9 protein-coding genes are annotated in these 12,134 nt (G+C 31.5%); 8 read left to right on the top strand and 1 reads right to left on the bottom strand.

All coding sequences use genetic code 11. The features are described from left to right. Window positions 1-29: 29 nt before the first annotated feature. The 4 genes from OQH62_RS03820 to argH are packed head-to-tail and all read left to right on the top strand — an operon-like array spanning window position 30 to window position 6,187. A complete protein-coding gene (locus OQH62_RS03820) occupies window positions 30-1,364 on the top strand; it encodes a sodium-dependent transporter (RefSeq protein WP_266014010.1) in 1,335 nt (444 codons plus the stop codon). Between the two features lie 50 nt (window positions 1,365-1,414). Further along, window positions 1,415-3,196: a biotin/lipoyl-containing protein gene (locus tag OQH62_RS03815; RefSeq protein WP_266014007.1), complete on the top strand. Its 1,782-nt coding sequence runs from the start codon at window positions 1,415-1,417 to the stop codon at window positions 3,194-3,196. 11 nt (window positions 3,197-3,207) lie between these two features. Beyond that, window positions 3,208-4,782, top strand: coding sequence for a phosphoenolpyruvate carboxykinase (ATP) (gene pckA / locus OQH62_RS03810; RefSeq protein ID WP_266014004.1), 1,575 nt, complete (start codon window positions 3,208-3,210; stop codon window positions 4,780-4,782). Window positions 4,783-4,798: 16 nt separating this feature from the next. Next, on the top strand, window positions 4,799-6,187 hold the full coding sequence (gene argH / locus OQH62_RS03805; protein WP_266014001.1) for an argininosuccinate lyase: 1,389 nt from the start codon (window positions 4,799-4,801) through the stop codon (window positions 6,185-6,187). Window positions 6,188-6,195: 8 nt separating this feature from the next. Here argH and OQH62_RS03800 read toward each other — a convergent pair whose 3' ends face one another. Next, window positions 6,196-6,564, bottom strand: coding sequence for a histidine triad nucleotide-binding protein (locus OQH62_RS03800; RefSeq protein ID WP_266013998.1), 369 nt, complete (start codon window positions 6,562-6,564; stop codon window positions 6,196-6,198). Window positions 6,565-6,681: 117 nt separating this feature from the next. On the opposite strand from OQH62_RS03800, the gene pheS reads away from it, so the two are divergent. From pheS to OQH62_RS03780, 4 genes are read left to right on the top strand one after another with little or no spacing between them, the layout of a single operon-like run. Then, window positions 6,682-7,674 (top strand): phenylalanine--tRNA ligase subunit alpha, encoded by a 993-nt coding sequence (pheS, locus tag OQH62_RS03795; RefSeq protein ID WP_266013995.1) that lies wholly within the window; start codon window positions 6,682-6,684, stop codon window positions 7,672-7,674. Beyond that, the gene (gene pheT / locus OQH62_RS03790; protein WP_266013992.1) at window positions 7,671-9,992 is read left to right on the top strand and encodes a phenylalanine--tRNA ligase subunit beta; all 2,322 of its coding nucleotides are present in this window, start codon (window positions 7,671-7,673) and stop codon (window positions 9,990-9,992) included. Before pheS ends, pheT begins: the two co-directional genes overlap by 4 nt. Beyond that, the gene (aroA, locus tag OQH62_RS03785; protein WP_266013990.1) at window positions 9,989-11,272 is read left to right on the top strand and encodes a 3-phosphoshikimate 1-carboxyvinyltransferase; all 1,284 of its coding nucleotides are present in this window, start codon (window positions 9,989-9,991) and stop codon (window positions 11,270-11,272) included. Before pheT ends, aroA begins: the two co-directional genes overlap by 4 nt. Then, window positions 11,262-12,092 carry a 4-hydroxy-3-methylbut-2-enyl diphosphate reductase gene (locus OQH62_RS03780; RefSeq protein ID WP_266013987.1) on the top strand — a complete coding sequence of 277 codons (831 nt, stop codon included), beginning with the start codon at window positions 11,262-11,264 and terminating at the stop codon, window positions 12,090-12,092. Before aroA ends, OQH62_RS03780 begins: the two co-directional genes overlap by 11 nt. The last annotated feature ends 42 nt before the right edge of the window (window positions 12,093-12,134 follow it).

Here is a 12,134-nt window from a genome sequence, read left to right as displayed (position 1 = left end):
AAAAAATAAAATTATAAAAGGTTGTATTTTTGAATTCCAAGTTTTCAAAGATAGGTTTTATTTTAGCGGTAGCAGGATCAGCAATAGGTCTTGGAAATGCTTGGAAATTTCCTACCCTTGTAGGTCAAAATGGTGGTTCAGCTTTTATTTTGCTTTATTTGTTCTTCACTCTAGGTGTTGCTTTTGTTATTTTTTTAGCCGAATTAAGTTTGGGAAAAATAAGTCAAAAAGACCCTGTCAATGCTTATAAAATATTAGCTCCTAGCAATAAAAAGCTTTGGTCTTTTGCTGGTTTTGTTATGATAGGTGCAATTTTAGTTGTTTCTTTTTATACTATTGTTATAGGTTGGATACTTCGATATTTCTTTTTTAGCATTACACAGAATTTATCATATGATTTAGATCATAGCAAACAACAATTTACAACACTCATACAAGATGATTTTTTTAGCCAATTATTTTGTTTTACAATAATATTTTTTGTCGTTTTTTACACTGTTTCAAAAGGAATAAAAAATGGTATTGAAAAACTTAATATTTGGATAATGCCTCTTTTGTTTTTTTTGCTAACGCTAATGCTTGTATTTGCTATGAGTAAAAATGGTTTTACTGAAGCGGTACAATTTTTATTTTTTCCTGATTTTTCAAAAATAAACATATCCTCAATTTTAGAGGCTTTAGGACTTGCCTTTTTTAGTCTTTCTTTAGGTGTTGGCACCATCATTACTTATTCAGCTAATCTCCCAGATAGAGCAAATTTTATCAGTAGTACTCTTAGTATTATTTTTATTAACCTCCTCGTTGGTATTTTAATGGGGCTTATTGTTTTTACTTTTATTTTTGAATTTCATTATAACCCAAACCAATCAGGCGATGGGCTTGTTTTTATTTCTTTAGCAACTTTATTTGCAAAACTTGATTTTATAGGATATATACTTGGTGCAATGTTTTTTTTGTCTCTTATTTTTGCAGGTATAACTTCAGCTGTTTCTATGATAGAACCTTTTACATTTTATCTTATAAATAACTATAATTTCACTCGTAAAAAAGCTTTATTATATATAGGTGCAGTTGTATATATTTTAGGTATTTTATGTATCGTATCTTCATTAAAAGCCACAAGTTTTAGTATTCTTTCAATGAGTTTTTTTGACATTTTAGATTTTTTATCAAGTCAGATTATTATGCCAATTGGCGGGATTTTGGTTGCGGTTTTTGTTGGTTTTATAATGAAAAAAGAATCCTTAAAAACACTCTTTAAACCTTATCTAAAAGGATTTTTCTTTGAACTTTGGTATTTCTTTTTGCGTTTTATATCTCCTGTGGCTGTTGCCATTGCAATGATAACAGCTTTTATGAAATGATGAATTTAATGAATTTTTATTCAATTTTTTAAATTAAGGAAATTTTGTATATGGCAAAGAAATTTATAGATATTATGGATACAAGTTTTAGAGATGGCTTCCAATCTGTGTATGGAGCCAGAGTTTTAATGGACGATTTTTTTCCAGCACTTCAAGCAGCAAAAGAAGCAGGAATATCACATTTTGAGTTTGGCGGTGGAGCAAGGTTTCAAAGTCTTTATTTTTATCTTAATGAAGATGCTTTTGTTATGATGGATAAATTTAGAGAAATAGTAGGTAAAGAAGCTAATTTACAAACTTTGTCAAGAGGTGTCAATACGGTAACTTTAGACACAGGAAGTCGAGATCTTGTTGATTTACACGCTAAACTTTTTGCCAAACACGGTACAACAACTATAAGAAATTTTGATGCTTTAAATGATGTGAATAATCTTCAATTTAGTGCAGAATGTATTAAAAAATATGGCTTAAAACACGAAATAACAATTACCTTAATGGATTTACCTCCTGAATGTAAAGGAGCTCACGATATACCTTTTTATGAAAGAATTCTTAAAGATATTTTACAGACTGATATACCTTTTGACAGTCTGTGTTTTAAAGATGCAAGTGGAACTTCAAATCCGAATAAAATTTATGAAACAGTGAAGATGGCAAGAAAGATTCTTCCAAGTAATACCCATATACGACTCCACACCCACGAAACAGCCGGAGTGAGTGTATCTTGCTATTTAGCTGCTTTAGAGGCAGGTGTTGATGGTATTGATTTAGCTGCAAGCCCTGTAAGCGGTGGCACAAGTCAGCCAGATATTCTTACTATGCTGCACGCTATTAAAGGCAAAAATTTTGATTTTGGTTTAGATGAGACAAAGATTCTTCAGTATGAAGAAGTATTTCAAGAGTGTATGAAGGAGTATTTTCTTCCACCTGAAGCAACTACGGTAAGTCCTTTAATCCCTTTTTCACCAATGCCCGGAGGCGCTTTAACCGCTAATACTCAAATGATGAGAGACAATAATATTTTAGACAAATTTCCACAAGTTATTCAAGCTATGCGTGAAGTTGTAGCGAAAGGAGGATTTGGAACTTCGGTTACGCCTGTATCTCAATTTTATTTTCAGCAGGCTTTTAACAATGTTTTATTTGGCAAATGGAAAAAAATCGCCGATGGTTATGGAAAAATGGTTTTAGGATATTTTGGAAAAACCCCTGTAAAACCTGATCCTGAAATTGTAGAACTTGCCGCAAAACAATTAAATTTAAAACCTACAAATGAATCTGCCCTTGATATAGCTGATAGAGATGAAAGCAAAAGTATAGCTTTTATTAAAACTCTGCTTGAAAAAGAAAACATAGAAGTTAATGAGGAAAACATTTTTATAGCTGCTGCCTGTAAAGATAAAGGTATTAGCTTTCTCAAAGGCGAAGCAAAAGTAAATATTCGAAAGGGGGTTCAAAGGACTTACAATCCAAATCAGAATCAATTTACTGTTTCTGTCAATGGCAATAAATATCATATTGAAGTGAATGAAGGTTTTGATAAAGATGTTAATATTAAAAATGTAAAGAAAAATGATACAAGTGAAAAATATGATTCTAAAGAAGAGGGCAGGAAAGATTCTGCTTTAGTGGCTGAAATTTCAGGAAATGTTTTTAAAATCTATATTAATGAAGGCGATGAAGTAAAAGCAGGTCAAGTTATTATGGTATTAGAAGCTATGAAAATGGAAATTGAAGTAAGTGCAACCAAAGATGGTATTATCGCAGAACTTTGTGTAAAAACTGGTGAGAGTGTAAGTGAAAATCAAGTACTTGCGTTTTACAAAGAATAGAAAGGTTACAAATGCAAAAATTTGAAAATTTAAAATTAAAAGACATCAAAAAGATTTATCATAACCTTACTTATGATGAACTTTACAGACACGAGATTGAAAATAAAGAAGGAGAATGCGCTACTAATGGTGCTTTTTGTGTAGATACGGGAATTTTTACAGGAAGAAGTCCAAAAGATAAGTATTTTGTCAAGCAAGATCCTTCGCAAAAATATATTGCTTGGGGCACTATTAATCAAGCACTTAGTAAGGAGCTTTTTGACAAACTTTTACAAAAAGCAAGAGAACAATTAAGTGCTAAGGATATTTACGTACAAGATGTATATTGTGGAGCTTCTTTACAGAGTAGAAGAGCTGTACGTTTTGTTACAGAGATAGCTTGGCAGGCACATTTTGTTAAAAATATGTTTATTCGCCCAAGTGAAAAGGAGCTTGAGGATTTTACTCCTGATTTTATTGTTTATAATGCTTGCAAATGTGTTAATGAAGACTATAAGAATGATAATTTAAATTCTGAAGTTTTTGTTCTTTTTGATATAGAAGAAAATATTGCAGTAATAGGTGGAACTTGGTATGGTGGTGAGATGAAAAAAGGAATTTTTTCAATGATGAATTATTGGTTACCACTTGAAGGAAAGCTTTCTATGCACTGTAGTGCTAATGTTGGTGAAAAAGCAGATACAGCTTTGTTTTTCGGGTTAAGTGGAACTGGAAAAACTACACTTTCAACAGATCCAAACAGAAAACTTATAGGTGATGATGAACACGGTTGGGATGATGAAGGTGTGTTTAATTTTGAAGGTGGATGCTATGCAAAAACAATCAATCTTAATCCAAAATATGAGCCTGAAATCTATGGTGCCATCAAAAGAAATGCTCTTTTAGAAAATGTAGTTTTGCGAGATGATAAAAGTGTGGATTATGATTCTGATTTAAAAACAGAAAATACAAGAGTTTCCTATCCGATTGAACATATTGAAAACTATGAAGTAAGTTTAAAGGCTCCTCACCCTAAAAATATCATTTTTTTAAGTGCTGATGCTTTCGGGGTTTTACCACCTGTAAGTAAGTTAAGTAAAGAGCAGGCTATGTACTATTTTTTAAGTGGTTATACAGCAAAAGTTGCTGGTACTGAAAGAGGAATTACAGAACCTCAAGCAACTTTTTCTGCTTGTTTTGGAGAACCTTTTATGCCACTTCATCCAACTGTATATGCACGTTTGCTTGGTGAAAAAATTTCCAAACACAAAGTTAATGTTTATCTTGTTAATACAGGTTGGAGCGGAGGAAGTTATGGTGTGGGCGAAAGAATGAGTATTAAAACCACAAGGGCTTGTATTAATGCAATTTTAAATGGAAGCATACAAGAGTGTGAATTTGATATTTTTGATATTTTTAATCTTCAAATTCCTAAAAGTTTAGAAGGAGTTGAAAGCAGACTCTTAAATCCTATAAATACTTGGAAAGAAAAAAATGAGTATATTAAAACGCGTGATGAACTTGCAAGGATGTTTGTAAAAAATTTTAAACGTTATGAAGATGTAAAAGAGGGTATTGAATATAGCAAATTCGGTCCTACAATTTAAAATTGCAAGGAAGATGATGAAAAATCAAATATGGTCAGGACGTTTTCTTAGCAGTAGCGATAAGCTCTTGAAAGAATTTAATGCAAGTTTAAATATTGATAAAATTTTATTTAAGCACGACATTCGAGGGTCTATCGCACACGCTAAAATGCTTGCTGCTTGTCAAATTCTTACTCAAAATGAACTTGAAGTTTTATTAAAAGGCTTAAAACAAATTGAAGATGAAATACAAAGTGGAAGTTTTCTTTTTGATATAGAAGATGAAGATATTCATATGGCCATTGAAAAAAGATTGAGTCAATTAGTAGGTGCTGAAATCGGCGGAAAACTTCATACTGCAAGAAGTCGCAATGATCAAGTTGCAACGGATTTCAAGCTTTTTGTAAAAGAGAGTCATTTAGAGCTTATCAATTTACTAAAAGAGCTTGTGCTGACCTTGTTAGAACACGCAAAGGCGCATAAAAACACTATCATGCCAAGTTTTACCCATTTGCAGCACGCTCAAATTATAAGTTTTTCTTTCTATGTTTTGGCATATATTTTTATGTTTTTGCGCGATATACAAAGACTTAGGAATTCTTACGAAATGGCTGATTTTTCTCCTCTTGGAAGTTGTGCTTGTGCAGGGACAAGTTATAAGACTGATAGACGAATGAGTGCTAAAGAACTTGGTTTTAAAGATATTATGCCTAATGCTATGGATGCTGTAAGCGATAGAGATTTTGTGCTTGATTTACTCTATGATATTGCTGTTATTTTTACGCATACTTCCAGATTTTGCGAAGAGCTTATTCTTTTTTCAAGTACAGAATTTCAATTTCTTGATATGAGTGAGAGTTTTTCAACAGGAAGTTCTATTATGCCACAAAAGAAAAACCCCGACGTTTGTGAGCTTATACGAGGAAAAACCGGGAGAGTTTATGGAAATTTAATAGCACTTCTAACTACAATGAAAGCTTTACCTCTTGCATACAATAAAGATATGCAAGAAGATAAAGAAGGGCTTTTTGATAGTGTTCGCACTGCTAAAGAAAGCTTGATCATATTAAACGCCCTTTTAAAAGAAATCACAATAAATAAGGAAAATATGCTAAAAGCTTGCAAACAAGGACATTTATTGGCAACAGATTTAGCAGATTTTTTAGTGCGTGAAAAGAAAATCCCTTTTCGACAAGCACATTTCATCGTAGGTTCTATTGTTGCAGAAGCAGAAAAAAGAGGAGTTGATATTTGTGATATTGAAAACTTGTCTCAAATCAATCCTATATTCGATGAGAGTGTAATGCAAATTCTCAATTTTCATACTTCTTTAAATGCAAAGCAAAGCGAGGGTTCTAGCTCTCCTGAAAGTGTAGAGAAGCAAATTAAACTTATCGAAAGGTTTTTAGCAGATCAAAATTTGTAATTTGCTTATCAAAATAAGGCTTGTGTAGGTTCATCTGCTTGAGCAATTTCTCTAGGAAGTTTTAAGCCCCCGAGCATATGAAAGTGCAAATGAAATACTTCTTGCCCACTATCTTTACCGCAATTTGTTAGAAGTCTATAGCCTGTTTTATCAAGTCCTAAAAGCACAGCAAGTTCTTGTATAAAATTTGTCATTTTTCCCATTAAAGCAGGATCAAATTCTTGAAAATCTTTAAAATGTTTCTTTGGAATAATTAAAATATGAATAGGAGCTCTTGGTTTAATGTCGTGAAAAGCTAAAAAATCATTATTCTCTAAAACCTTATTGCAAGGGAGTTTCCCTTCAATTATAAGCTCAAAAACAGTTTTTTCTCTCATCATATCTCCTTGATTATTTTTATTGTTAAGTTAAAATTATATCTTTATTATGCTGAAATTAAATTATTTTTTATTAAAATTAAATTACACAAAGAAATTGTTATTGAGGATAAAAATTTGCAAGAAAGTATTCAACAAATTGAAAATTGTAATAGTCTGCAAGAATTAGAGAATCTTAGAATTTCAGTGCTCGGCAGAAAGGGCATATTAACTGAGCAGTTTGCTAAGCTAAAGACTTTAGAAGTAGAAGAAAAAAAAGCTTTTGCTGCGGAACTTAACAAACAGAAAGAAATTTTTTATCAAGCATTTCATTCTAAATGGAAAATGTTAGAAGAACTGTCTTTCAAAGAGATAATGAAAAAAGAAACTCTCAACAAAAGCTATTTTGACGAAAATTCTCAATCAGGAGCTTTGCATCCTGTAATGAGTACTATGGATTCAATTATAGAGTATTTTACAGCTTTGAATTTCAGTATAGAAAAAGGACCATTGCTTGAAGATGATTTTCACAATTTTGAGGCACTCAATTTACCAAAATCACATCCTGCAAGAGATATGCAGGATTCTTTTTATTTTGATGATAAAAGACTTTTGAGAACACACACTTCACCTGTGCAAATTCGTACTATGTTGTCGCAAAAACCGCCTATAAGAGCGATAGCTCCTGGACCTGTTTTTCGACGCGATTTTGACCTGACACACACTCCAATGTTCCATCAAGTTGAAGGACTTGTTGTTGAAGAAGGACAAAAAGTAAGTTTTGCTAATCTTAAAAGTATATTAGAGGATTTTTTACATTATATGTTCGGGGAAGTAAAAGTACGTTTTCGTCCAAGTTTTTTTCCTTTTACAGAACCTTCTGCTGAAGTTGATATTTCTTGCGTATTTTGCAAGGGTTGTGGATGTAGAATTTGTAAGCAAACAACTTGGCTTGAAGTATTAGGTTGTGGTATCGTTGATCCTAATGTTTATAAATTTGTGGGATATGAAAATGTAAGTGGTTATGCTTTTGGACTTGGAGTTGAAAGATTTGCAATGCTCTTACATCAAATACCTGATTTACGCTCTTTATTTGAAGGAGATTTACGACTATTGGAGCAATTCAAATGATACTTACAAAGACTTGGTTGCACAATTTTTTAGAATTTAAAAATGATACTTTAGAGACAACAGCACAAGCACTGAATGCTATAGGCTTAGAAGTAGAAAAAACTTGTAGTTTGAAAACTCCAGATAAAGTTGTGGTCGGTTTTGTTAAAGAAAAAACCAAACACGAAAATTCTGAGAAGTTAAGTATTTGTCAGGTTGATGTTGGAAAAGAAACATTGCAAATTGTTTGTGGAGCAAAAAATGTTCAAGCAGGACAATTTGTTGCCGTGGCGCTTGAGGGTGCTTGCTTGCCAAATGGAATTCAAATCAAAAAAGCAAAGCTACGCGGTGTAGAATCGTGCGGTATGCTTTGTTCTAGTATTGAATTAGGTTTTGCAAAAATCAATGAAGGCATTATGGTTTTAGATGAAAGTATAGGACAGCTTGAAACAGGAAGATCTTTAAATAGTTATGAGCTATTTGATGATTGGTTAATTGAAATTGAACTTACTCCAAATAGAGGCGATTGTTTAAGTATTTATGGTATAGCAAGAGATTTGGCTGCATTTTGGAATTTAGATTTAAAAGAGAGTAATACTGCTAAAGAAAATGAAAATGTTTTAGGCATAGGCAGAGTTTTAAGAGTTGCTGTACAAGATAAACTAAATAGTTTTTTTCATTATAAAGTTGTTGAATTTAAGAATTCTATACAGCTTAATTTACTTATTATGTTGCGACTTGCACAGATTGATATGTTGGGAGAAAACGCTATTGATAATTTATTAAACTATGCTACACATTCGACAGGAGTGCTTTTTAATGCTTACAATTGTAGTCGTTTAAACAAAGACGATAATGAAATTATATTCAATATACAAAAAGCAAAAAAAGGAGAGAGTACAGTTTCTTGTAAAAATCAACTTTTAAGCGTGAGTGGGATTTATCAAGAACCTATAGGTAAATGTGATGAAAAAAGTAAAATAGTCATAATAGAAGCACATTATACAGATCCTTCTGTTATTGCTAAAGCAAAAAAAAGCTATAAAATCCAAGATGAGAAAATTCTTTATAGGAGTTTTCGAGGAAGCGAACCGAGACTGCATTTAGGGATAGATTTTTTACTTTCTCAATTGCAGCTTATTTCAAATGCAGATATTTATAGCTCATCACAGCAAATTTCAAACAATAAAAAATTTCCTATTATAGCTTTAAATATTGAAGATATTAATGTTATGATAGGTCAAGATGTTGATAAAGATGAAATTTTAAGAATCCTAAAAAAGATAGGATTTGAATTGATTTTTTCCAATAAAAAGCTTATTAATGTTAAAGCACCATTGCATAGACCTGATATCAAAAATTTAGCTGATATTTGTGAAGAAATAGTCCGAATGGTTGGTATTGATAATATTACTTCTAAGCCTTTAGAATTTGTTGAAAAAAATCGTTTCAATCAAAATTATAAACAGTATAAAAAACTTCTTAAATTAAGAGAAAAAGCTGCGAATAATGGGTATTTTGAAAGTTTGCATTATATTTTAGACAATCAAAAAGAACTTGAAGATTTTGGTTTTGAGCAAGCAAAACTTAAGCTTATAAATCCTATAACAGAGGAATTAAACACTTTAAGAACAACGCTTTTAAATCATTTATTAAATGCGGCAAGTCTTAATGTGAAAAATTCAAAAAAAATGATTAAACTTTTTGAAAGCGGTATTGTTTTTACTAGCGATAATAAAGAACGCGAACGTATGGCTTTAATACATTGTGGTTACAAAGAAGAAGCTAAAATTTCAAATAAAGCAAAACCTGATTTTGTCAATTTTTATGATTTTTTACTTGATGTCAAAAATATTGTAGGAGACTTTGAACTTCAAAATTCTGATTATGTTTTTTTAAGTCCTTATGAGCAAGCAAAACTTATCATAAATGGAGTGCATATAGGTTTTATCGGTCGTTTGCATTTGCAATTAGAGCGTAAAAAAAACTTGACTAAAACTTATGTTTGCGAATTTGATTGTGAATTGATACAGCAAGAACGAAAACAGGTTCGTTTGTATTCTAAATTTCCAAGTATAAGTAGAGATTTAAGCATTCTTATTTCAAAAGATTACGAGTATGAAAAAATCAAAAACTGCATTCAAAATTTACAATTAGATTTACTCGAAAGTTTTAGAGTGGTAGATATTTATAATGATGAGACTTTAAAAGACTCATACAGTTTAACTCTTCATTTTGTTTTTAGAGCGCAAGATAAAACCTTAGAGGATAGTGAAGTTGTTTTATGTATGGATAAGATTTTACAAAGCTTTCAAACATTAGGTCTTCAACTACGATGAAAATTCAAAAAATTTGCAAACCTCTTAATGCCACGCTTTCAAATATAGCTGCAGATAAAAGTATTTCACATCGTTTTAGTATTTTCTCTCTTTTATCTAGTGGAGAAAATAGGGCGAAAAATTATCTACTAGCAGAGGATACTTTACATACATTACAGCTTGTTGAAAAGTTAGGCGCAAGCGTTAAAAGAATAGGAAATGAAATTAGTATAGTAGCTCCAAAAAAAATTGAATCTGTAAATTCTGTTTTAGAATGTGGAAATTCCGGAACAACTATGCGTTTAATGATAGGGTTTTTAAGCGGTATTTCTGGTTTTTTTGTTTTAAGCGGGGATAAATATTTAAATAATAGGCCTATGAAAAGAATTAGTGAGCCTTTAAAACAAATAGGAGCAAAAATTTATGGCAGAGATGAAGCCAATTTGGCCCCTTTATGTATAGAAGGTTCTAAACTTGAAGGATTTGAATATACAAGTGAAATTTCATCAGCACAAGTGAAAACAGCGATGATTTTAGCAGGTTTTAATGCTAAAACTCCTTCAAGATTTAAAGAACTTTCTCTCAGTCGTAATCATAGTGAAAATATGCTTGAAGCTATGAATGCGCCTTTGATTCGTTCTGAAGATGGATTAAGTCTTGAAATTTTTCCACTTACAAAACCTTTAAAAAATCTTGATATTACTATACCAAATGATCCTTCATCAGTTTTTTATTTTGTTTTATCCGCTTTGCTTGTACCAGATTCTAAAATTTGTATCCGCAATGTTTTGTTAAATCCTACTCGCATTCAAGCTTATACAGTTTTACAGAATATGGGTGCGAATATAGAATTAACAATTCTTGAAAACCATTTTGAAACTGTGGGTGAAATTTGTGCAAGTTTTAGCCATCTCCGTGCAGTACAAGTTAGTGAAAATATTTCTTGGCTTATTGATGAAGCTCCTGCTCTTGCTATTGCTTTTGCTTGTGCAAAAGGAGAAAGTGTTTTGCGAAATGCTAAAGAACTGCGCGTAAAAGAGAGTGATAGAATCAAAGCTGTCGTGTTAAATTTGCAAAAATGTGGTATAGAAGCTAAAGAACTTGATGATGGTTTTTGTGTTAAAGGCGGAATACCAAAATTTGCAAAAATAGAGAGTTTTGGAGATCATCGTATAGCAATGAGTTTTGCTGTATTGGGTTTAGTATGTGGGATGGAGATTGATGAGAGTGAGTGTATTAAAACTTCTTTTCCAAAGTTTAAAGAACTCTTATCTGATTTGGGAGTAGAAATTGCTTATTGAATTGGCGAAAAATTATGGTTTTTGCTTTGGTGTTAAAAGAGCAATTAAAAAAGCTGAACATATTAAAGATGCAGTTACGATTGGACCATTGATTCATAATAATGAAGAAATTTTACGTTTGCAAAAGGATTTTAATGTAAAAACCCTAGACAGCATTCACGCTTTAAATAATGAAAAGAAAGCTATCATTAGAACTCACGGTATCACTAAACAAGATTTGACCGAATTAAAGAAAAAGAATATTGAAATTTATGATGCTACTTGTCCTTTTGTAACAAAACCACAACAAATTTGCGAACAAATGAGCAATGAAGGATATGAGGTGGTCATTTTTGGAGATGAAAATCATCCAGAAGTAAAAGGGGTAAAAAGCTATGTAAGCACAAAAGCTTATGTTATTTTAGATATTAAAGAACTAGAAGATAAAAAATTACCTCATAAAATTGCCGTAGTAAGTCAAACAACAAAAAAAGTGCAAGATTTTATGGAGATAGTCAATTTCTTAATATTGCGAGTAAAAGAAGTGCGTGTTTTTAACACTATCTGCGATGCAACTTTTAAGAATCAAGATGCTGTTAAAGAGCTTTCTTTGAGAAGTGATGTAATGATTGTTGTTGGAGGGAAGAATTCTGCAAATACAAAGCAACTTTTTTTAATCGCTCAAAGCAATTGTCCTCATAGCTATCTTATTGAAAGAAGTGAAGAATTGCAAAAAGAATGGTTTTTGCAAAAACGACATTGTGGCATTAGTGCTGGAGCGAGTACTCCTGATTGGATTATTCGTGAAGTTGTGGAAAAAATAGAAAGTTTTAATTTGTAAAAGATTTACTATTAAAAAAAATAATAAAGAATTAACGCGAAT

The sequence above is a fragment of the Campylobacter sp. MIT 21-1684 genome (genome assembly GCF_026241315.1).
Taxonomy (GTDB): domain Bacteria; phylum Campylobacterota; class Campylobacteria; order Campylobacterales; family Campylobacteraceae; genus Campylobacter_D.
The sequence above is the reverse complement of the archived record's forward strand: the minus strand, read 5'-3'. Positions and strand labels throughout refer to the sequence as shown.

Coding starts and splice junctions, on each gene's coding strand:
- OQH62_RS03815 (WP_266014007.1), top strand. CDS start 1,415: ATGGCAAAGAAATTTATAGATATTATGGATACAAGTTTTAGAGATGGC.
- OQH62_RS03800 (WP_266013998.1), bottom strand. CDS start 6,564: ATGAGAGAAAAAACTGTTTTTGAGCTTATAATTGAAGGGAAACTCCCT.
- aroA (WP_266013990.1), top strand. CDS start 9,989: ATGAAAATTCAAAAAATTTGCAAACCTCTTAATGCCACGCTTTCAAAT.
- pheT (WP_266013992.1), top strand. CDS start 7,671: ATGATACTTACAAAGACTTGGTTGCACAATTTTTTAGAATTTAAAAAT.
- pckA (WP_266014004.1), top strand. CDS start 3,208: ATGCAAAAATTTGAAAATTTAAAATTAAAAGACATCAAAAAGATTTAT.
- argH (WP_266014001.1), top strand. CDS start 4,799: ATGAAAAATCAAATATGGTCAGGACGTTTTCTTAGCAGTAGCGATAAG.